Here is a 23342-nt window from a genome sequence, read left to right as displayed (position 1 = left end):
CAGATCTAGCTTGTTCTGTAGTGACTTCCAACAAATACATTCCTGCTCTATATTGCGCTAAACGAATTTCTGTTTCAGTAATAATTTCATAGGTTGAACCATATAATGTTTTCTCTAGTGGATACTTTGATATAGAAAGTATGAAAGAAATAGAAAACAAAAGAATTAGTGATCTAATGGGATCTTTTATTTTGAGGGATTACGGAACGATTCTGCATAAAGACCTTTGGGTACAAAACCGTTCCATAGAATTTTTAGAACGCTCTACTAATGATTCAATCTTACTTCTTTTTCAAGATAATTTAGTAGCATTGCTTTTATATCATATACTGCAGGCTGAATCTCTCCTTTGTTAACATTTGCACCTGTTATCCAGTAATACACCATACCGGCATCAGAGCAGTCCCACTTCCCTTTTTGGAATTTAACAACATCATCCACCTCGGCCATTTTTCCCATCAGCCACACCCACTGCATACGATGATCTGGATGGTCCTTTGCCCAATCCCATTTTTCTTCATCTACTTTTAGCAGGATGTTCTGATCTGGAATACGCACCTCTTCAACGTTAAATTCCAAAATCTCCTCCCACATATAAAACTCGCCCGTTTGGTCATTGGCCGGATGGTGGGTTATCACTTTTACAAATTCGTGTCTCTCCCTTAATGATGCATCCAATGCAAAACCAATTAAATCAGGTTCTCCTGCTTCGACAATCCACAATGGATTGTCGGCACTTGATGCATTAATAGCACTGGCCAAATCCTTGATGGCAAGATCTAAGTTCCGCTTTGCGTCAATAAAGTCGATGTGCTCAAAACCTCCCCAGCGTCTTGCTGTTCCGTCGCAGGTTAATTGCATCATTAAATGGCGCTCTTTCTCCGCTTCTTCCGATATCCTATTACTTCTAACAATATCACAACTGTGGGAATAGTGCACCAATCTATCTTCAAGACCTGCAGCCCTTAACAAGGCTATGGTTACGGCAGTCCCTCCCAGATCATCCGGATCCGGAGAGTTACCATCGGCCACAATGGCAATACGACCGGCAGGTGGGTTAATATCAGTAGCTGAACCTGTTGTTGAAACAGTAAAAAGGACGATTATTAATAGAGCTATTTTATTCATAATGCTTTGTTTTTCTGTAATATCAAATGTTAGTTAGGATCGAAGGTTGAAGGAAAATTCTGGATTTTTTCCCCTTTTCCCACGGGCGCAAACACCAAGCCGGCCCATCGTGCACGACAAAATTCCTTTCCATCTGTACCTACTTTGGCATGTACCGTAAGCTTGTCACCTTTTTTTAATTCAATGTTTTTCCAGAGTGCATTAAAATCTTTACCTTCTTCAAACATGTTTTCGGTCGGCTGTGGATGGTAGGTACCCACTTCTTTACCATTCACCAATAGTTGAAAGGTCGAACGTCCATCATTCTCTCCAACACCAATAAATACAATATCGTATTTCCCGCTTTCAAAGTTGAATGCAGTGCTGGTAGTGGCTTCTTTATGGGTATTGGGGTTAATGGCCATCCAGTTTTTACCATGGGTATAAAAGTCGGTACCGACTGATGGAAATTTCTGTGCTGCTATGGATTTATTCTCAGGCAATGCCTCCGCTACCAACTGGAAATAATTTTTTCGGATGACGGGTGCAGGTACAGAAGCATATGCAGCGGGGAGCATAGCATTGGCAAGCACCTCAGGGCCTTTACCTTCAGGTTTGTAATACTTATCCTTTGTTAACAGGAACTTATCAAACTCAAAACCATCTTCGCGCATACTAAATTGCACATCATGTACACCTGGCTTTTCAATATCCAGGTAAATGGCATAAGGAATACCACAATGTACTTCTTTCGTCCGTTGCTTGCTACTCCAGGTCCAGCGGTTTCGGCCTATGCACCATTGTAAGCGTTGTCCATGCTCCGGCCATTGTCCATTCAAGCCAACATGTACACCATTGTCTTCGCCTCCTGTGCTCATCGCCCGTGCCCAAACATAATAACGTCCGGGGTTTGTGAATTTAATCTTATAGTGAACTGTAGCCATCATACCAGGAATATCACTAAAGTTTTCACCTCTTACCAGCGGGTCGTCGTGAGTCACGCGGGTATCAGGTAAAATTTCGATATAAGCATTTTTACTAGAACCGTAGACATGCAAGGTATCCTCATCACGGCCTGCTTTTGGCTCTTCGAATTTTGAGGAACGGTACCACTGCCTGATATCCGTACGGCTTTGTTTATAAAAATACTCGGCCTCCACTGCTACCAGACCTGCTTTTTCTTCAAAAACGACATCTTCACCGACAATCGCATTTGTTAAATTTGCTTCTTGCGCCTTAACAAAGAAAGCGGAAAAGCTTAGCATTAACATTAATGCTCGTATAAACTTCATCTTCAAATAATTCATAAACATAAATATTAACTTTTAATTTCATTACTAATCTTCAATCTTCATAAAAACCCAAAACCTACGGCCTCCCAGTTAGAGGGTACAGGAATGGTTGTCCGGGAAACACCACTGCCGCCATGATCGATTTTAAAATCCCGGTTGACAGCAGTGGCAGCATCTTCGCCTGAAAGATATATTTTGCGCTGGGCATTCATCGCCAACGAAAAGGTAGCAATAGGCAAGACAAAGCTTCGATATAATAATCTACTATTCATAAGTACTTATCCTATATTAAATTTACTCCAGCTCCATATCCACACGTTTCGCTTTTACAGTAGGTTTATTCCAGTTGATGAACATAGAAACGGAACCTTTCACCTGCTGGTTAATCATATGAGGTTGTGCATCTGGCCCAAACTCTGTTGGCTTCTTCCATTTGGAACCAACAGCTGAGATATAATCGAAAAAGAAAAAACCTTCTCTTGTCGGATAAGTCCATTGGGCTTGTTTGGGATCTTTGGCATTGGTCGGGTTGAGTACACCTAAAATCACATCCGATTGATTTTTAAAGCCAAGATTTAGATGATTATCCAAATAAAACACGGCCCAATTCCAAGGTGCAAAACAGCCTTCAAAAGCAGGTGCATTATAGACTTGACCTGGAATATTTACTCGTTTTTCTACCGAATACACATCGAGGACACCTCCTTCTTTACGGTTGCTCCAGATACGCTCAGGGCCTTGACCAAGAAAGCGCTTACGCAAGACATCCTCAGCCCTCACTTCGATACCAATACCGGCGTAGTGGTACTTGCCTTCATCAAGGGTGTAGGCGTAGTCCAAGGCTATTTCTCCGTTGGCTTTCAGCGTCCACTTAAGATAGTCGAAACCTTTGGTATCTTTAGCTTCAATAATCCAATCATTGCCCTCTTGATTCACACTGACATGTGATATTTTGACAGAACTATTGACGAGCGTAGTATCGGCTTCACCAAATGTCAAGAATGGAAAGTTGGCCAAACTGGTAAGCTTACCATTATCCAACACCGATAACAAAATCCCACTATTACGATCAAACTTCAAGGTCGTTTTATAGCGTTGGAAAGTAAAGGCATCAACCTTTGACTGCTTGTAGCCGGCGTTAAATGACCCTCTAAAGTCAGGTCGCTTTGAGGTGGTGATAGGCATACGCTTATCATACACCTGGATCCCTTTGGTATCATACACCTGGATGCCAAGCGCATCGTTATTCACATACGATTCGGGTATTTCGAACGAAAGCGTTCCCTTCTCTCCTGCTGCCACATTTGCATCTATTTTTCCGGATGCCACAGTCCTGTGTCCGTTGGGTGTACCATCGGGGTTGGCAAAATTAATCAGTTTCCATTCTATGTGGCATTGGTTCAGGTTGGTAAACGAGAATTTATTGTGCACCTCTAAGGTACCATCGAAGTCAACGCCGATATTTTTATTACCAATCACAACGGGCGACCAAATTTCTCTAACCGCATAAGAGCTACCATCCCATTCGCCATGTGGCCCAATGATACCATCTGCAGCTTTTGCTCCCTGGTTATCGACAATGTAGCCCATATCTGTGCGCATCAATCCTTCATCAAACAGCGCCCAGATGGTTAAACCGCCCCCAACTTCTGAGGCCTCAAACATATCCCAATAGGTTTTCAGGTTGGCACCACCACCACCGTCGTATAGCGCATGTAAAGTTTCGTTGGGCAGATAAATATGATCTTGCTCAAACAAGGCACACTTTACGGTTTCGTAATTAGGATAATAGGTTGTATTCACAATGTCCCATTCAGGAGTATACCCTCTGAAAATATCGCCATTTTTAGGTGCATTTTTTAACGGACGACGTTTCTGAATGTCCCATTGATGAAATACCAGGTCAAGTTCAGGATTATGTGCATTGTGATTACCGTTACTCCATAAGATGATGGACGGATGGTTCACATCCCTCGTCACAATTTCTTTAACGATTTGTGTTCCGATTGGCGTAGCAAGCGGTTTAACCCAACCCGTTGTTTCATCCATACAAAGCAAACCTAAAGAATCACATAAATCAAATAAATAGGTATCCGGTGGATAATGACATGGGCGTACACAGTTCATATTTAAATTCTGCATGATACGGATGTTTTCCTCCATATCAGCTTTAGCAAGTGTACGGCCCGTCTCAGGACTAAAACTGTGCATATTAGCCGCTTTCAATAAAATGCGTTTCCCGTTCAGATAAAAACCATCGTGATCGCGTACCTCAAAGGTTCGAAAACCAAACTTCTGGGTATAAGTATGCAGCACTTTATTCTTATTCTTCAATTGAACTTCGACAGAATACAGTTGAGGAAACTCATGCGACCAAAGGCCAACATCATCAAAACCAGAAACTAACCCTGTTTTCTCACCTTGAATTTTTGCCGAAAATGACTTACCTACTTTATGACCTTTAGCATCATAGACCTGTGCCGAAATCGTATTGGCTTCTTCTACACCATTGGTATACACCCACATTTTGAAATCGCCTGTCATTTGGGCATCAATGGCAACGTTTTCTATAAACTCATCAGGAACCTCATCAATAAATACGGGGCGAAAAATACCACTAAATAGCCAGAAATCGGCATAGCGCTCAGCAGCTGCAAGAGAAGCGTCAGTAGATGTACTGTTCACTTCTACTTCCAATCGGTTTTCGCCATCTTTCAGTGCATCGCTCACTTCATACTTAAATTCAGTAAATCCGCCCTGATGAAAGCCTACTTCTTTATTATTTAAGGTGACTTTGGTATCGGTCATCGCCCCTTGGAAAGTGATAAAGTAACGCTTAGCCTTTTGCTTGGAAAAAGAAAACGAATGACGGTAATAACCTAAAGGAGGTGTTCGTTTCTCCATTTTATCCATCCCGTAGAGGTAGTAACCAAAGCCTTCCGTTTCCCAATTGGATGGCACTGGTATGGTGGTCCAGAAACCGCTATTACGTCCATCACTGATTTTAAATTCCCAGTCGATCGCTGTTGCGGCATCTTGCCCAGATAAAAATACTTTTCGTTGTGCAACGATAGTTGGTATAGAAAGGCTAATAATCATTAGCCATAAAAAAGTCTTACAGTTAGAATCCTTCATTTTTTAATTCTTTAAAGCGTTACACTACTTTTGAAAATAGCAATATCCTTAAAATCATATTCTATTTTTACATTGCTTAAGGCATTGTAAACTTTTGGAGTTAAAAAAGGAATTATATACATGACGCAACAGAACTTATGTTGCAAAACATTTAAATTTTACACAAAACTTGAACTAATAGGTCAAGATAAGTCATCTGTTCCTTATGATTCAACCATTATCCTATACGATATACTTTGGTTTTCTTTCCGTTGACAAATAAAAAAATGAACTTCTGAAGCATACAAATATCTTATCTAATCGTTATTTTGAACAACACAAATAAATCAATTTAAAGTTAGCCCGGATTATCAGATAATTTATGACATTTTAGGAGCTTGTATATAACACATGAACTTACGAACCTCCATGACACAATAATTCATTTGTGGGTTATATATTCAAAAAAATGACAAAAAACTTCATTGCTATTATCCAAATCTTAGGCATTTTTAATGTTGTAAATAAAATAGCATACACATTATTAAAATATTAAACTGATGCATAAAATATTTTTAGCTTTGCTGACTCTTTCATTCATGTCATGTAGCCAACAAAACAATAAAGAAATTCAAAAACCCAATGTCGTTTTTGTTTTAACTGATCAGTGGAGAGCCCAGGACTTAGGTTTTGTTGGCAACGAACAAGTCAAAACTCCGGCCATAGACCAACTAGCAAAAGAGTCAGTGGTATTTACCAATGCCATTTCTAACATACCCGTATGTACTCCGGCCAGAGCATCTTTAATGACTGGAAAATATCCGCTTAGTCATGGCGTTTTTTATAACGACAAACCATTAAAGTCAGAAGAAGTTTGTATTGCGGAAGTATACAAAGAGAATGGTTACCAGACAGCATACATAGGTAAATGGCATATTAACGGTCATGCTCCAGGAGAGAGTCATCGTGATGGACGTTCTAAGCCAGTACCTTCTGATCGTCGTCAAGGTTTTGACTATTGGAAAGTTCATGAGTGTACGCATAATTATAATAACTCGGTTTATTTCGATGAACAAGACACAAAACATAAATGGGACGGTTACGATGCCATTGCGCAAACCAAAGATGGTATCAGGTATATGCAGGCCCATAAAGAAAATCCATTTGTTTTGTTCCTTTCATTTGGCCCTCCGCACGCACCTTACAATTCAGCGCCTATAAAATACAGAGAAATGTACAAGGACATGGATATCTCACTTCGCCCTAATGTACCAGAAGATAAATCAGAAACAGCCAAAGAAGCTATTCGTGGATACTATGCACACATGTCAGCACTTGACTATTGCGTTGCTGAATTGCAAGCAGAGATTAAAAGATTAGGGTTAGATGAAAAAACCATTTTTGTGTTTACTTCCGATCATGGCGATATGCTATATTCTCACGATCAAACAAAAAAGCAAAAACCCTGGGAAGAATCAATCCTTGTCCCCTTTATGTTAAAATACCCTGCAAAATTAAAAGGCGGTGAAAAACTGACAAAAATGTTCTCTTTCCCTGATATTATGCCCACTTTATTAGGCATGTGTAATTTACATATTCCGGAATCTGTTGAAGGTGTCGATTATACCGGACAGCTACTTGGAAAAGAAGAACTGGATATTGATGGTGCGTTTATTACATGTCCGGTACCCTTTCACCAATGGAATTATAAAAAAGGAGGCAAAGAATTCAGAGGAATCAGAACTGAAAAATACACCTATGCCAAAGACCTCAACGGCCCATGGTTACTGTATGATAATTTAAACGATCCTTATCAGTTAGATAATTTAGTTGGAAACATAGAGTATAAAACTTTGCAAGAAGATTTAGATGCTAAATTACAAAAGATGCTAGACAAAAGAGGTGATCAGTTTTTAGATGGAGCGGAGTATATGAAAGACTGGGGTTACCATTGGGACTTTAAAGACTCTATAAAACTATCTGAATAACTATACTTTATGGCGTATCTAAGGGGCGCCGGAACTAAAGCATTGTTGAACCACTTCTAAACAAAGTATAGAAAAGAGAAAGAGGCTACAACCTAAATTGAAAAGAAAAAAGACTTGAAAACCAAGACATAAGTGTGCAAGACATGGATTGGCAAGCTAATAAAAACTGGTGTGGAAGTGTTTATAATATAGATCTGTTTCGCCATAAGAATTATGAAAACACTATGAATAAATTTATAATATTCATTGTTGGGGGCACTATTAACAAGCTCCAAACTTTTCCCACAGTTTTAGCTCCTATAACTTGTTTCGAACTAGTCTCAAGAGCCTACTCCGAACCTGATTCGGAGATTAATATACATACTGATTATAAAGGTTTTGCCAATTTTTAAACAGATGAAAGACAATAGCTACCATAGGTACATGATGATATTTGAGAATGACAAAAAGTGGGGCTTTTATATAAATGACATTGGTGCCAACAAAATTGAAAAAGGATCAGATTATCCAACCAAAGGGCATCCAGGCAGTTATATGTTTTCATGGAAAAAAGGCCGTATACTTAACGAGTATCATTTTGTACTGATTACCAAGGGAGAAGGTGTTTTTGAGAGTAAGGAAACTGGTGTTAAAAAGATATCGGCAGGTGATGGCTTTATTTTATTTCCTGGCGTTTGGCATCGCTACAAACCCTTTAAAAAAACAGGGTGGGACGAACAATGGGTAGGTTTTTCCGGAGATGTGGCTAAAAACCTAATGAACAATGGCTTCTTCAAACCCAACCAACCAATTATTCACAAATGCAACAGGGCATCTGTTCTAAATTATTTCGATACCCTTTTTAAGTTATTCAAAAATGAGCCTTTCGGTTATCAGCGTCTGGCATCAGGCATTTGCATGCAACTGGTTGCAGAAGCATACAATATTCAACAAAGCAATAACAACGATGATTACTTCAACTCAATGGTAGCCTATGCCAAACATTTAATGTATAAAAAAATTGATAAATCGATTGACCTCCAGAAAATAGCCCACGACTTTGGCGTTAGCTACTCAAAGTTTCGTATCGATTTTAAAAAACAAACAGGTAGCTCACCATTGCAATACTATCTACAGCTTAAAATAGAGAAAGCAAAAGAGCTTTTGATACAAACTGACAAAACACAAAAAGAAATCGCTTTTTCTTTGGGTTTCGAGTCCGACTATTATTTTAATCGTTTATTTAAAGATAAGGTAGGAATAACCCCAGTACAATTTAGAAAGAAAAATCGTATTTAAAGTAGTACTTCGTTTTTGAATATTGTGAGTTGAATGGATCTTTGAACAAGGATGATAAAAATGGATTGTACTTATATTATCATACCATCCATTTTTCACATTTAATTATTTAAACCTATATATTTATAATAGCCTCTAAAGATAATTAATGAACAATCATTTTTTGCGTATGATACCCATATTTATGATTATAGATGCGAATAAAATAGGTGCCTGAGTTTAAAAATTTATTTCTATCAATAACACATTGTGAGACTACATTCTTCCGTTGATAAACTAAATTTCCGGCTATGTTATAAACAAAAACATCGGCCTGTGACAATTGTTTTAATTGCACAGTTAAATGCGTACTCATCGGATTAGGATATACAGAGAACATATCTGTAGCTTTTACGTTAGATCCTGCACTTGTTGAGGCTTCAACCATTAGCTTAAAACTGCTTATTCCAAAATTATTGTTTACATCAAGGGCTACAATCTTTATCTCATGCTCTCCAGGAGATAAACCATTTAATTCCTGCGGATTTGGAGAATCTGCATGCCCCCATTCATATGGTGCTGAATTATCTCTTCTTACCTCTTCTCCATCAATGAATAGAATAACCTCTGAGATATTTCCAGCTGAGCTGCTTGCATTTACGGCAACATCTAAGGTATAACCTTTCTCACGAGTTATATCACCTCCTGGTTTTGTCAGATTTACCTGAACCGTGCCATCACTTGATTTCGGATCATCAGCTATCTTCTTAAATTCAAACTCCTTAAAAAAGCAAAGATAATTACTAATAGAAGGATTAATAAACTCTAACCGTATATTTGCCTTCTCCAAATCTTCAAGAATCTCAATATATGAAACGGTAAAATTTTTATAGGTAGTAAATCCACTATTTGCGGTTTCTGAAATAGGTACTGTGGTAATTATCTTATTATTTAACCAAACCCTTACATCTGCACTTTTACCGGCATTTGCTGAGGTGTTCAAAGAAATAGCGTATATCCCTTTTTCAACACTTGACATGGTATAACTTAGCCACTCACCATTTCTAACCGCACTAACACTATAACTGCCAGCACTCATCTCTATCTCAACATCCTCGTTGCCAGCTTTAGTATATCGTGGATTTTGAGCACCACCCAATCCTCGCTCAATGCCTTCGTTAAAATCGTGATAAGCGATACCCTCTTTACCTAAATCGAACTCATAGGCCTTTATAACACCGGGAATAGTAAGATTTGTATTGAAAGGCTGTCGGGCAATTACTTTTAGGTCAATTTCGTTAAAGGAGCGATAACCCAAATCGTCTGTTGCTTCTATTTTTATAGTGTAGCTGCCTTCTGGCAAGTTTAACAAAGCTTCTACGTCCTGATTGTTATTCCATATAAATGGGGCTTCAGTTAAAGTACTAACTTCAACATCGTTGATGTATAATTTAGCGTTTGCTATTGTCCCATTGCTTCTGGGTGAAGTAATACCCGCTTCAATCTCGATTGCTGCAGGCGCATCGTAATAATTATACTCATCAGCTTCATTCTTTTGTGGAGTTATGAAATTAATCTCTGGTGCTCCCTGAATCATAAAGTTGAAACTATTTAAGTAAAACTGAGGCTTTATTATTCCGTTTGGGTGTTTAAATTCCACCCTTAATGTTTGCAATCCTTCCGACAATGGAATATCCTTAATTAGAGCTACCGGTGTTTCTGTAAAACCATTAATCGGAGCCTGTGCCGGATCATTTAACACCGTCGTGAAACGTCCTAGTTCCTGGGTTCCTTTTTTAATAATAATAGTTCCACCAAACTGCTTAGAGCGCTGTACAAACAAGTCAACATCCACATCATACATACCAGTATGAGCCACATCCACCTTATAATCAACCCACTCTTTTCCATACACATGACGAATATATCCATCAGGGTGAGGATCATTCCTTAACTGATAACTCGTTAAATTATCTGCCCAAAAGAAACCAGGTATTGCTGGTGGATCTTTTAGAACCTTAACTCTTATGGATTTATGTGTCTCCACACCTGAAATATCTGTCACAACAGCGCGTAATTCATGATATCCCGTAGTAAGGTCAGTCAATTCTGCCCCACTCCAACTATAGGGCGCAGAGGTATCCTCTCCAACCAAAACATCGTTTATATACAACTTTGCGCTACTAACTGTTGCTTCTGTTACAGTTATACTTACATCTATATTACTATGATTTTCAAAATAATCGCCATGGCAGGGTGTTGAAAAAGATATCTTTGGCTGAATATAACCATCATTTATTTTGCTTTTCTGATCGATGAGCCAATGCGCTACACCAAATGTACTTCCATATCCAAGTGTTTCTGGAAAAACCTGATCATCGGAATAAGTATTAGGAACAAATATGACATGATCGGAACTTAGGTAGCTTGGATCCAGATTTTCTTTTAAATAATAATAGAATTCCTTATATGCAGAGATGAAAATCTCTGGCGTTTCCTGAAATGTAGTTAGAAACACAACCATACGGTCATTATCAACACAATATTTCATGAGTTTGGCTGCATCATCATATTTACCAGGATCTGTTACCTTAAACTCCATCATAATACCTGATGTACGCATGATTTGGCTTCTTATTTCAGCGTGGGTAGAAGTTTCATTATAACTGCGACAGTGTGTTATCAATGGCCAGGTAACATTCTGACCTAATGCATCCGTCCATTCATCTGCATCCATTGCGGGAGCTTCGTTATACAACATAAAAGCCGTAACGTTGGCAAAATTCGGAGTTTTGGTCATGGTTGACATCGTATAAATATCAGTTCCATGATAAACGCCGTGGTTGATGAAATTTTTATTGGTAAACTGGTTAAAAATGGTGGCTACCTGTGAACTGGAAAAGGGAGCAAAACTATCGTGTTGCAAATTAAATCCATCTGCGTTTTCAGCAATAAAGGGATAATTGGCTTTATCTAACATTAACTCGTTTTGTGCACTTGTAGGATACACTCTAAAAGCGTGCATTTCCTTGTGGATTAAAAGGCATCCAAATATTAAAATATAAAGTCGCAGATTTTTCATTTAGTTGGTCTTATATTGATCTTTAAAGGATTTACTGTAATATTTTATCCTATGCTGATATTTGTAAAATACGTCCAATTTAACCCTTATGTTCTCGGCACTGCATTATAAAAAGTATAGACAAAAGCACGCTTATAGTAGAGAGGCATAGGTCAAATTGGATATATCAGAAATTAGCCAGGTTTTATTCGGTATTTATTGTTTATAAAATTGGTTTGTTAATTCCAACGATTAAAAGTATTATTAGACTAGTAGCCCACTTTAACCAATTTCCAAACTTCTGATCCAGCACTTAAAAAACCACCTATGCCAAAGATGACAGTATGATCAGGGTCAAAAGCTACCGGATATCCTCCAACAGGTTGAATATTGATTAAGCGCCCATCTTCTTTTTGTCTATCGCACAATGCCTTCCAACCATTGAGTACTGAAGACTCATATTTTTCTTTATCCAAAATTCCATTGTTAATTCCCCATGCCAAACCATAAACATAAAAAACAGAACCACTTATATCATCCTGAGCAGGATCCTTTTCATCTAATAAGTTGGGTGCCCATGTTCCATTAACCTTTTGAATCTCCAATAGCTTAGCGCTCATCTTTTTATAAATAGATTCAAAATAATTACGCTCGGGATGATCTTTGGGCAAGAATTGAAGAACTTCTACTAATGCTGCAATTACCCACCCATCTCCTCTAGCCCAAAAAACTTTATTACCGTTTAATGAAACTTTTGTTATATCGCGCCTATCATGAAAATATAGGCTTTCTTCTTCACACCAATACCAATCGTGCGCCTGTTTCCACTCTTGCACCATATAGTCTATATATTTTTCCTGACCCGTAACGGCACCTAAACCAGCCCATACTGGAGCTGCCATATAAAGTGCATCGCACCAATTCCAACGTTCCCGATTATATCGCAACCTCACTTTGCCATCTTCACCTACAATTGTTTTCTCGGGTGGATTAGCCAATATCCAATCAAATTCCTTCTGAATTTGTGAAATCATATTTTTATCGTTAAAATTCTGATACATCTTAACGTACGACAAGCCTACTGCATGATCATCGGCATGATAACGGCGATTTCCAATATTCCAATGATGTTTTGCTCCTGTATTTTTTACAGCATCCAGGTATTTTTCATCACCTGTAATTTCATACAGATCAGACAATCCCATATAAAACGGTGCACAATGCCATTCTAAAACTCCAAAACGGGTTGGATTTTCTAATTGCCAATCCGCAGCCTTTATCATACGGTTTTCTATTTCTGTCGTATCAAAAACACCGGCATAAAGGCTGCTAAATCCTAATAACATCCATCCAATAAAGTATATATAAATTCTATTCATGGTGTTTTCTTTAATCTACTTAAAGTTTTAATTGATTTGCCAGATATGTATTCCAGCTGTTAGATGTTTTTATTATGCCAGCTTTTTCCCATCCATAACCAGCTATATAATCTATTTTCCCATATTTGTCCGTAGAAGTGATAAACAGAGCATGCCCATCATCTTTTTGATCAGTATCAATAAGTTTGTATTGTTTTATTCTGGATGGCTTTATCAAAACACCTGTTCCCAGGCCAAAACCATCGATATCTTCCCAACAGGACATCCATCCTTTAGATAAATCTTTTGAAGCACTAGCTTTTCCATCATGCGTAGTTACACCAATTGCAATAGGAAGATTGGTTGCTATCTTTTCGTTTTTCCAGAATGTAGACTCCAACCTAAAAAAAAGTTCGCCTAACCTTATCGTTATCTGTTTTTCTTCTTTATAATTATCACCGTCGTATTTCCACTCGTAGGTCAATACAAAAACAGTTTCTGTTATATCACTTTTAATTACCTTCCATTCTGTATAAGTATCCGAGGTTATCAGACTGTCGTTGATCCATAAGCCTAAACCGCCGCATCCTCTGGATGAACCTACATGATAAGGGTCGTAGCCTTCTCCATGATCGCGGTGGTATGACTTTTTATTTACATTTCCTAAATACCACTTGTCAATAATCGGATAGTCCACGCGCTTAAGCCAACAATCGATCCCGCTATCTTCGGGCCTGTTGCGCATAGCCGGTCCATAAACCCGAAAAGCGACTTTATCATTTTCCCATGCAAAATCATCAGCCCGTTCGGGCACAAAACGTGCATATGTTTTAACCTGAACCTGCTCTTGAGGTTTCCAGGATACTAGTATGGCAAACGTAATGAACCCCAGCAAACCAATATACAACACTAATATAACAGGTACTACCCGGTTAATACAACTTTGTTTAACTCTGAAGCTCCAATTCATTTCTTTCACTTGATATTAAAAAATTACAAACTACTTTTATGTGAATGTTTAATGCCTAATTAATAGGCCAATCCCGAATTAAGTACCCATCCTTTGTTACTAATTTGACATTACGGATTTGCATGATACCTTTAGATGAAGAAGGCTGAATTCTCAATACTTTTAAAGTCTTACCTAAATTCATATCCATAGAATAATGATGCCATTCGTCATCATGTATAGCATTAATCGAAGTTGAATTACTTTCCTTGTATACCTTATCTCCTGCACATTTCCATGTCAATTTCCCATCTCCATTACTTGTAGATTTCATTTCAAATTCAATTTTAAAAGTTTCATTTGAAATGTTTGGGGTGTAATAAGTTTCAATACATGGTAATGGTCCTGAAGAAACCACCTGTAAACTATTTCCCAAAACACTTATTTTAGCATCTGCAGAACCTATCCATGCATCTGCAGTATTGCCAGCATATTTTTTATTCTTCTGTGCCAACAAAATTCCAGTCTCCTTCGCATGGGCATCTAGCATTTTTTCCATTAACTGTACTTTCTCTGGCATTTGCGAGGCTAAATTATTTGTCTCACTAATATCAATATCTAAGTTATACAACTCGTAGCGATGTTCCTGGTTTGGGCCATCATAATAAAACTTGTAAAAACGCCAGGGGCCTTGTCGCATTGAAATATTAGCACGATTACCTGTAGCTATTACATTATGGCAAAAAGTAGAGTAAATTGGTGCTCGTTCATAATCTTTACCTTTTAACGCTTTTACATAACTAACACCATCGGTTACAACTTCTTCAGGAAATGGGATATTTAACAACTCCAATAAAGATGCATAATGATCGACCGTTGAAGTAACGACTTGTGACTTTTGGCCTGCTTTAGTCACACCCGGAACCCGAACAATCAAAGGAACGCGTACCCCTCCTTCGTAGTTATTACCCTTACCTGCGCGCAATGGATAGTTGTTTGTAGGGTTGGTTCCGTCAGGGCCATCATACATATTCCCCCCATTATCAGAAGTAAAAATAACGATGGTTTCATCTTCCAATTTTAGATCTTTTATTGACTTCAATATTCTGCCAATATTTATATCCATAGTTTCAATCATAGCTCCCATAGTAGGACAACGTTGAATATGATTCGGGTTTAGTTTGGCCTTATATTTTTTTATAAGTTCCTCTTTTGCCTGATAAGGGGCATGAACATCATAATACCATAAGCATAAAAGAAATGGATTCTCTTTATTGGATGTCATAAATTTAACAGCCTCATCCGTTAATACATCCGACACATGCGTTCCGTCAGGCACAACAGGAAGCGTTTCACAATCCCAGGGAGCAAAAAACCTGCCTGGCCCCGGAGGGCCTGGATGCTCCCGACCTCCCACAACAAGGTCGAATCCTTGATTTTCCGGCAAATAAGGTTTTCGTCCTAAATGCCATTTTCCCATAAAGGCAGTGGAGTAACCCTTATCCTTTAAAACTTCGGCAAATGTCAGGTACTCTTCATTCGGAAGACGCGTGCGTGTTTGAGGGATGGCCGTTTTATAATGTGGTGCAGCATTAAACTGTTCCTTCGGATCAAGAACTACCTTTAGTTGGTGACAAGCAGGCACTGTAAGACGCAAACGACCCGGCTCTTGCCCGGTTAATATACTGGCTCGGGTTGGAGAACAAAGTGGGCTGGCTGTATATGCATTGGTAAATGACATTCCAGTTTTAGCAAAAGCATCTATGTTGGGCGTTTCATAAAAATCGGATCCATAACAAGCTAAATCCTTCCAACCCAAATCATCAGCAAGTATAAATACTACATTCTGTTTTTTTGATTTTGTTTTAGCTGTTGCGTTTACACAAGCAACAACAATTATTACGGCTATTAATAATAAATTTAATTTTCTAAATATCATATTCTATTATTCTTAATGTTCCGACATTTTAATTAAATAACTTCCCGAGCCCATCTCACCAAGCGAAGTAAAATCTGAAGAGTAATCATTTATTTGTACCGCTTCGCCATTTATACTTACATCTACTTTTTCCTGATAATTAGGTACAAATATTTCTCCTGTTGAATTGTCCGGTATTTGTATTTCCCACGAAAAATTCCCGCTATTTCTTGACCAGACACTTTTGATTATTCCAAAAGCAGATTTATACGATGCCTCAGCATTTTTTAAATATTTTGTTAAGTATGGTTTAAACACAATTTTCTTAAAGCCGGGTTTCTCCTGTGATGGATTAATCCCTCCAATACCATTATAAAACCAGGCATCATAACCTGCTTGCATTGGATGGCTGTGCGATCGATAAAACAATTCCTCAGAATCCAATGACCGAATTGGCAAAACCTCCCAAAGTGTTGTTGCATCAAAATTATCCCACATAAAAGCAAAACTATTTTCTCCTTTTTTATGAATTAGACGATATACTTCATCCTCAAAACCATTTTCTGCTAATACCTGAAATAATCTTGAAAATCCAAATATTCCCGTTTTTATAAAACCATTATTTTCAGCATTTAAACTTCTCACAATGGAAGCAGCAACTTTTTGCTTGCTATTTTCAGGCACAATACCAATACTTAAAGCCATAACATTGGCAGTTTGGCTGCCATAAGTATAGTTGGTTGTATCGAGAAATTGCTTGTTGAAACTTTCAACTGAGCTTTTGTGCAATTGCTTATAATGCTCATAATCTTTAGTTACACCTAATATTTTAGCCGTTTGAGCCATAATATTTAAATCGAGAATATGATAAGCCGTCGAACTTATAGGAACCGGACAATCTATATTTTGATTTCCTCCCGGTGGACACCAATCTCCCAAACCATGCGTTATTATTCCGTTTTCATTTTTTGCATTCACATAATCCACCCAAACTTTCATATCCGGATAAAAATTATTCAAAATAACCATGTCGCCATAGTACATATACATAGCCCACGGTAACTGTGTCATGGCTGTTCCCCAATCTGGTGATGCTGTTCCACTGGTGCGTTTCCCAGGGACAATCATTGTAGGCACACCAACAGGTTTATTCATCATACTGCGATCGTGAAAGCTGGTTCCAAAGTACAATTCATTATTTGTTCGCCGAGCAGAAGAACGCATATCAAAAATGTACTTGCTAATAAACTTCTGACAATCGTAATTATAGGCAAGGGCATTAATCAAAGCATGCGCATCACCAGTCCACCCGCATTTTTCACGATGCGGACAATCGGTTGGTATACCATGTATGTTACTTTTTAAAGTCCATGTAGCCAGGTTGTGAAGTTTATTTATATTCATCTCTGAACAATTAAACTGTCCGCTTACCGGCAGGGAGGAGTATACCACAATTCCTTTTAATAAATCTTTTGATGGTTTCGTAGTTAATCCTTCAACTTCTACAAACCGAAATCCGAAATAAGTGAATTTGGGTTCCCACACTTCATTCCCCTGGCCATTACAGATATATTTTTGCGTCTGGATAACTTTTGTTGCGCGTATTCCGGTAGAGCGTGGATCTATTTCGCCATTTTCGTCCAACTCTTCTACACATCGCATAGTTATCTCTTGCCCTTTTTTTCCTTCGATATCTAATTTTACCCAACCGGCAAAATTCTGTCCAAAATCGAAAATATACTTCCCATCGTTTTTGGCTATAACCCCCTTCGCTTGAATACTATCCATTCTTTGTATAGTTTCTGCAAACTGTTCATACAATTTAGTTGGATGTATTTCAGACAAAGAAGCTTTCTTCCAGGCATCATCACTACTTTCGGTAGCAAACCAATCATTTACTTCTGAATTCGCGTCATAGGTTTCACCTGCATAAATATTCGAAAAAATAATAGGCCCATTTTTCCATGTCCAGCTTTCATCACTACCTATTATTATTTTAACTCCATTTTTATAATGAATAACTACTTGAGCTACAAAAACAGGCTGCCCATACCTCATTCCTTTACCCCAAACAACATTTTGGTTATACCAACCATTACCTAACATAACGCCTAGCACGTCATACTTTTTATGTACATCTATATCTAAATCGTACACCGTGTAATAGGTATAATCTTCATAATTGGTTTGCCCGGGATCAAGAACATTCTCACCAACCTTATTTCCGTTCAAAAACGCCTCATAAAAGCCCGGTGCAGCTATATATAACTTAACACAGTTAACTTCCTTCTTATTAGGAATTTCTATTATTCGTTTAAAAACAGGTAAAGTATCTCCTATATTATAATCATATGTTATCCATTTGGCGTTCCAATCTTTAGGATACTCTATTGGGATACAAAATTGTTGCGATTTACTCCATGCACACTCATTGCCTTTATTATCACAAACTTTCATTTTGGCATAAAACAAACTACCATTATCCAGTTTCGGTCCATTATACTTTAGGCGTGAATTATTTCTAGTTTCTATTTTCCCTGAATCCCATACATTACCAACATTCCTTTCAATGTCATCCCTGTTGTTGGCAATAATTACCTGAACTGAAGACTCCATAAAATCGCTTACATTACTTTTTGTTTGCCATGAAAAAACTGGATGGTTATCTATATTTGTAATAAACTGTGTTTGGATAGATGTGATTTCAAATTGACTTTCCTCTCCTTTGCACCCTTGAAAAAACACGCTTATACCTAACAAGAGACAGACAAAGAAAATATTCTTAACAAGGTGCACTTTTATATGGTTAATCATCATTTTTTATTAATGTTAATTTTTAAGATCAGTTAAACAACCCAACAGGCCTTTTTTGTTGATAACTAGCAGAATCAGTCAATGCCACCAGCGAATCGATCTGTGATTTCTGATAGAACTCATCCCCTATACTCTCCATCCACCCCTGCGTTATTCCCCATAACTCATTTTTAATAACATTGGTGCTTGAATCATCAAAATTATTTGAAAGTTGATATGGGTCATTTACTCTATCAAAAAGCACGTTATGCAACTTGCTATCTCCCGCTTTTGAACGTGCATAGGTATATTCTTTTGTAATCACGCCCCTATAGCCATTCTCGTTGTGTAACCAGATGGGCAGAAAATCTACTGCATCCTCATTACCCGAAAGAATTGCTTCGGAAAGATTCTTACCTTGACATTCCTTAGGAACTTCCTGCTCCATTAAACCAAGTATGGTTGGCATAATATCAAGCGCGCTAAAAAGCAAACTGGTGGTTGTTTCTTTAATAATTTTATGAGGATAGCTGATAATAAACGGAACTTGCAATGAATAGTCGTGCGGATATTGTTTAGGATAAATAGCGTTCTGATATTCTAACATATCCCCATGATCCGAAGTAAAAATAACAATGGTATTTTCATCGGCACCAATTTCCTTTAATTTATTCATTAGATTCCCAAATGCAATATCAACACCAGTGGTCATGGCCATATGTCCATGATACATGTGCCGCAAGTCGGGTGTTGATTCAATGCCAGGGCGTACTTTAATGCTGTCGCGATTATAATAGGACATCAATTCCTGAGGGGCATCATAACGGTAATGCATTTTCCCATCTTCACCTTTAAACTTACCCCAATCGTGAGGAGGATGCCACGAAACAAATAGTGCAAAAGGACTTTCGCTGTCTTTTACACTTTCTAAAAAATCGATGGCCTGATTGGTTTGGCCATACACTTCCCATTCGTTAAAGTATTCCTTTTTATCGTTTTCGTTCCAGAAAAAGCATTTCCCCGGTCTAAAATCAACATGACAGTTATTGGAATAAAATACATCGTCGAAACCGTAGCGCATTGGCCCTTCCGGAATAGGGCGATTCCTATCCCCCCCCAACAAATGCCACTTCCCGACATACCCGGTATAATAGCCATCATCACGCAGCACTTCGGCAAACTTTTTACCATTACCCGGAAGAAGAGGCCGATCGTTAGTAAAACAACCATTATAAAGGGAATATTGCCCGCTCATCAACATTCCTCTATAAGGAGTACAAATTGGACTATTCGAAAAACAATTGGTGAAACGCAGACCTTCTGTAGCCAGTTTATCAATATTTGGTGTAATTATCTGCTTGTTACCATAACACCCTACCATGTCAAAGGCTTGCTGATCGCTAAAAACGAACAGCAGGTTTGGTTTTTGCTTTACAGGTGTATTGGTACATGATATCAACACCAATAAAAGAAATGATAAACTTCTTATTTTAAACGCGACAAAGTATTTCTTCATTATCCTAATTAATAGATCGTTAGATTTTAGATAAAACAGATATCTAATTTTTATTATTAACATTACAAATATGTTATATCGCACTCCTTTAATTTATTTATTCTGTTTTACTTTTTATTGATTTCGTGTTTTATTACTGATTTTTCGCCAGTTTAAGGAATGTTCTTACGGATTTCATATATTGATGATCTTATTTTTTCCAAATCATCAACAATCAAATAATAATCGTATTCGTACACCGATTTTTTGCCAAGTATAGCCTTTTTAACCGGTGCAATGTATGAGGTTGCGGCATCGTTGGCTTCAAAACCGGGATTACCTGCCATACCGGCTAAAAAATTGGAACAAATAGGCGTATATACTGCCATGCCCCAAAGATCATCATCAACAAAAGCCATCCAGTTTTCGGCAACCATTTGGTTTTTATACTTCCCCCAAAAACCATCCCTCAAATTTTTCACATGCGGATTACTTAATGGTTCTCCCGTAAAAGGTTTATCTCCAAAATAAGTATACAAGTTTTTCAAGGAGGATATGGGATATACGGCAGGCAACTCTTGGTTATTATTGGCTTCTTCTCCATAAATGCTATCAGTACGATGACAACTTAACTTATTGCGTACTTTTATTACATTTCCGCTTAAAGTAGTCCACTGTTCCATCACAGCCTCTGCAGCTTTATTATCCATATCCCATAACATGGGTACGCATTTTACATATAAGGTATTCACACTCTGTTTCTGTTCCAGAATCTTAGCCCTGTTCCTGTAACAGTCCCCTACCTGAATGGGGTTCCATGACCATGGTGACCAAGCTGACTTTTGACCTTCGGACTGTCGGTTAACCTTTTTGCCTGCATAATATGATTGCTGAATATATCGCCCTTCATCATGAATATTGACTATATTTCTATCACCTCCTGATTTGGAAATATAACAAATGGCACCTCCGCGGGTTAAATCAAGTTTTAAATGCAAAGTGTCATTATCCAATGACAAGTATTGCTGGCCATATAGACCTACACTGTAAAACAGTATGCTCAAGATAAATAGCGTACTTTTTTCAATCTTTATATATGCTTTCATTTTTTAATGATTTATTGAAGAAACAAGGTCCATAACTTAATGCCTAGATATGGACCTTCTGAAAAAAGAAACAATTTTACTTACCGTATTTGCCTATCTCTAATTCCATGCATCAGGTTGCCCCATACCTGTTAATCTTCTTGCTTCCTCAAAATGTATTGGGAGCACCAGATACCTGTCAGATGTTGCATTTCGAGGCACATCGATTTTAACCCTCTCATAAGAAAAAGGACCATTATCACCTCCTGTGCTTGTAATTTTCATACCACTAATAACTTCATTGGTTTGAGCAAGAACTTTCCATCTTCGTTGATCGTAAAAGCGATGTCCCTCAAAACAAAACTCAACTCGTCTTTCGTTACGTATTCTTTTGATGATAAACGCTTTGGTATTCTGAAAGCCAGGAACATCAGCAATAGCAGGCTGGCCAGCTCTTTGTCTCACCATATTTAATGCTATTTTTGCAGCATCTAAATTCCCTGCCTCACATTGAGCTTCCGCCAAATTCAAATATATCTCTGCTAATCTGAAATAAATTTTAAATGAGTTGGTGCCACCGGGTGTTGAACCCCAATATGAAGCAGAGCGGAACTTTTTACTATAATACCCCGTTGTACTGCGTCTTTTGTCCAACTCATCCTGCGAAGTAAAACTAGGGTTATATCCCGTGCCGTCTTTTCCTTCATAGGTATAAATGACTAGGTCTGAAGAAGCAGCAGGCTGTCCCGGATACCTGCCATAATTGATTCCATTATAGGCAATAGCGGCACTTAACCTCATATCTCTATTAGCATAGATATCCGCACCGGTTGTTTCATTGTAACCTTCAGCAAAGGTTACGTCTGTATGCTCCGCAGTATTATAAGCGCTTATCGGCAAGGTACCATCCGTCAACTCGAAACAATCCACCAACTCTTGAGTCGGTACTGCGCCGCAGTTACTACTTTGTTTTACCGTACCTAATGCTTTTAAATCAACTCCATTGTTTTCGTTTAATGTAGCTGCACTATTGGTATTGGAAGCGAGGATTATTTCATTATTTTGTGTAGTGTATGAATCACTAAACAGTAAACCATAGTCACTCATGGACAATAAACCATAATCGTTACCTATAGCACTCAAACATTCCTGCGCTGCAGTAGCTGCCCTTTGCCACTTTTCGGCATCCTCATTTGGGTTATTCAAGGTACTGGCATTATATAAAAGCACCCTGGATTTTAAGGCATATGCTACGGCTTTATTAACCAAACCATATTCACCAGCCACCTGATATCTTAAAGGTAAGTGATCATCTTCAATCACCTCATCACACTCTTGGGCAATACGCGACGCAATCTCCTCAAACGAAGGTCTTTTAAGATCAGCCCAACCGGCAAAACCCGGCTCCAATGGCTTGTCTACAAATGGTACGGCACCAAAATTTTTGATTAATTCAAAATGATACCATGCTCTTAGCAGTTTTGCTTCTGCCACCCACATATTTAAAGTCTCATCATCCAGTTTATCCTTAGGAACTGTTGATTTCGGTATATAAGTAATAGCCAAATTACACTTTCTGATCCCTTCCCAGCAATCGTTCCATATTTTTACACCCATAAATGTTTTAGTGGTACTCAATTGTGCATTATGCCAATCAAAAGTACTCCCCGTACCGGCCATAAAAGCATCATCACTATATACTTCAAGAGGAGCACCATCACTATGTACGGTAAATGACTTATTTAACTTTAAGTAACAATTATCTCTGAAATCTCTTAGAGGGTCTTCCTTATTTAATAACCTATCTATACTAACCTTGTCTGAAGGTGTTACTTCCAATACTTCTTCGCAAGAATTAAGCAATAAAAGAAAAAGGATGATCCCTAGATTTATATGAAAAATATTTTTTCTCTTCATTTTCTTTT

General features: G+C 38.1%; 14 protein-coding genes. 2 read left to right on the top strand and 12 right to left on the bottom strand.

Annotated features, from left to right (window positions below; translation table 11 throughout):
* Window positions 1-267: 267 nt before the first annotated feature.
* The 4 genes from ACRD64_RS07110 to ACRD64_RS07095 are packed head-to-tail and all read right to left on the bottom strand — an operon-like array spanning window position 268 to window position 5534.
* Window positions 268-1128, bottom strand: coding sequence for a hypothetical protein (locus ACRD64_RS07110; protein ID WP_430932583.1), 861 nt, complete (start codon window positions 1126-1128; stop codon window positions 268-270).
* Window positions 1129-1157: 29 nt separating this feature from the next.
* Window positions 1158-2414 (bottom strand): hypothetical protein, encoded by a 1257-nt coding sequence (locus tag ACRD64_RS07105; RefSeq protein ID WP_430932582.1) that lies wholly within the window; start codon window positions 2412-2414, stop codon window positions 1158-1160.
* A 44-nt stretch (window positions 2415-2458) separates the two neighbouring features.
* A complete protein-coding gene (locus ACRD64_RS07100) occupies window positions 2459-2671 on the bottom strand; it encodes a hypothetical protein (protein WP_430932581.1) in 213 nt (70 codons plus the stop codon).
* Window positions 2672-2693: 22 nt separating this feature from the next.
* The gene (locus ACRD64_RS07095; RefSeq protein ID WP_430932580.1) at window positions 2694-5534 is read right to left on the bottom strand and encodes a glycoside hydrolase family 2 TIM barrel-domain containing protein; all 2841 of its coding nucleotides are present in this window, start codon (window positions 5532-5534) and stop codon (window positions 2694-2696) included.
* A gap of 539 nt (window positions 5535-6073) precedes the next feature.
* On the opposite strand from ACRD64_RS07095, the gene ACRD64_RS07090 reads away from it, so the two are divergent.
* Entirely contained in the window at window positions 6074-7501 is a 1428-nt protein-coding gene (locus ACRD64_RS07090; protein ID WP_430932579.1) for a sulfatase family protein, read from the top strand.
* Window positions 7502-7897: 396 nt separating this feature from the next.
* Window positions 7898-8779 carry an AraC family transcriptional regulator gene (locus tag ACRD64_RS07085; RefSeq protein WP_430932578.1) on the top strand — a complete coding sequence of 294 codons (882 nt, stop codon included), beginning with the start codon at window positions 7898-7900 and terminating at the stop codon, window positions 8777-8779.
* A gap of 145 nt (window positions 8780-8924) precedes the next feature.
* On the opposite strand, the gene ACRD64_RS07080 is transcribed toward ACRD64_RS07085, so the two are convergent.
* The 8 genes from ACRD64_RS07080 to ACRD64_RS07045 form a co-directional block, all read right to left on the bottom strand.
* Window positions 8925-11783, bottom strand: a complete 2859-nt coding sequence (locus tag ACRD64_RS07080; protein WP_430932577.1) for an Ig-like domain-containing protein — start codon at window positions 11781-11783, stop codon at window positions 8925-8927.
* Window positions 11784-12088: 305 nt separating this feature from the next.
* Window positions 12089-13198 (bottom strand): glycoside hydrolase family 88/105 protein, encoded by a 1110-nt coding sequence (locus tag ACRD64_RS07075; protein ID WP_430932576.1) that lies wholly within the window; start codon window positions 13196-13198, stop codon window positions 12089-12091.
* 19 nt (window positions 13199-13217) lie between these two features.
* Window positions 13218-14147 carry a DUF4861 family protein gene (locus tag ACRD64_RS07070; RefSeq protein ID WP_430932575.1) on the bottom strand — a complete coding sequence of 310 codons (930 nt, stop codon included), beginning with the start codon at window positions 14145-14147 and terminating at the stop codon, window positions 13218-13220.
* Window positions 14148-14202: 55 nt separating this feature from the next.
* Window positions 14203-16065, bottom strand: a complete 1863-nt coding sequence (locus ACRD64_RS07065; protein WP_430932574.1) for a sulfatase — start codon at window positions 16063-16065, stop codon at window positions 14203-14205.
* Window positions 16066-16077: 12 nt separating this feature from the next.
* Window positions 16078-18861, bottom strand: a complete 2784-nt coding sequence (locus tag ACRD64_RS07060) for a family 78 glycoside hydrolase catalytic domain (protein ID WP_430932573.1) — start codon at window positions 18859-18861, stop codon at window positions 16078-16080.
* 25 nt (window positions 18862-18886) lie between these two features.
* The gene (locus ACRD64_RS07055; RefSeq protein WP_430932572.1) at window positions 18887-20353 is read right to left on the bottom strand and encodes a sulfatase family protein; all 1467 of its coding nucleotides are present in this window, start codon (window positions 20351-20353) and stop codon (window positions 18887-18889) included.
* Between the two features lie 152 nt (window positions 20354-20505).
* Window positions 20506-21438, bottom strand: a complete 933-nt coding sequence (locus tag ACRD64_RS07050) for a hypothetical protein (RefSeq protein WP_430932571.1) — start codon at window positions 21436-21438, stop codon at window positions 20506-20508.
* Window positions 21439-21537: 99 nt separating this feature from the next.
* On the bottom strand, window positions 21538-23334 hold the full coding sequence (locus ACRD64_RS07045; protein WP_430932570.1) for a RagB/SusD family nutrient uptake outer membrane protein: 1797 nt from the start codon (window positions 23332-23334) through the stop codon (window positions 21538-21540).
* Window positions 23335-23342 lie beyond the last annotated feature (8 nt).

It is taken from the genome of Saccharicrinis sp. 156 (assembly GCF_050589685.1).
Lineage (GTDB): Bacteria > Bacteroidota > Bacteroidia > Bacteroidales > Marinilabiliaceae > Saccharicrinis.
This window is presented reverse-complemented; position numbering and strand designations above follow the sequence as displayed.

Excerpts from the sequence above, each read along its gene's own strand:
- ACRD64_RS07110 (WP_430932583.1), bottom strand. The coding sequence starts at position 1,128 with ATGAATAAAATAGCTCTATTAATAATCGTCCTTTTTACTGTTTCAACA.
- ACRD64_RS07105 (WP_430932582.1), bottom strand. The coding sequence starts at position 2,414 with ATGAATTATTTGAAGATGAAGTTTATACGAGCATTAATGTTAATGCTA.
- ACRD64_RS07100 (WP_430932581.1), bottom strand. The coding sequence starts at position 2,671 with ATGAATAGTAGATTATTATATCGAAGCTTTGTCTTGCCTATTGCTACC.
- ACRD64_RS07095 (WP_430932580.1), bottom strand. The coding sequence starts at position 5,534 with ATGAAGGATTCTAACTGTAAGACTTTTTTATGGCTAATGATTATTAGC.
- ACRD64_RS07090 (WP_430932579.1), top strand. The coding sequence starts at position 6,074 with ATGCATAAAATATTTTTAGCTTTGCTGACTCTTTCATTCATGTCATGT.
- ACRD64_RS07085 (WP_430932578.1), top strand. The coding sequence starts at position 7,898 with ATGAAAGACAATAGCTACCATAGGTACATGATGATATTTGAGAATGAC.
- ACRD64_RS07080 (WP_430932577.1), bottom strand. The coding sequence starts at position 11,783 with ATGCACGCTTTTAGAGTGTATCCTACAAGTGCACAAAACGAGTTAATG.
- ACRD64_RS07075 (WP_430932576.1), bottom strand. The coding sequence starts at position 13,198 with ATGAATAGAATTTATATATACTTTATTGGATGGATGTTATTAGGATTT.
- ACRD64_RS07070 (WP_430932575.1), bottom strand. The coding sequence starts at position 14,147 with ATGAATTGGAGCTTCAGAGTTAAACAAAGTTGTATTAACCGGGTAGTA.
- ACRD64_RS07065 (WP_430932574.1), bottom strand. The coding sequence starts at position 16,065 with ATGATATTTAGAAAATTAAATTTATTATTAATAGCCGTAATAATTGTT.
- ACRD64_RS07060 (WP_430932573.1), bottom strand. The coding sequence starts at position 18,861 with ATGATGATTAACCATATAAAAGTGCACCTTGTTAAGAATATTTTCTTT.
- ACRD64_RS07055 (WP_430932572.1), bottom strand. The coding sequence starts at position 20,353 with ATGAAGAAATACTTTGTCGCGTTTAAAATAAGAAGTTTATCATTTCTT.
- ACRD64_RS07050 (WP_430932571.1), bottom strand. The coding sequence starts at position 21,438 with ATGAAAGCATATATAAAGATTGAAAAAAGTACGCTATTTATCTTGAGC.
- ACRD64_RS07045 (WP_430932570.1), bottom strand. The coding sequence starts at position 23,334 with ATGAAGAGAAAAAATATTTTTCATATAAATCTAGGGATCATCCTTTTT.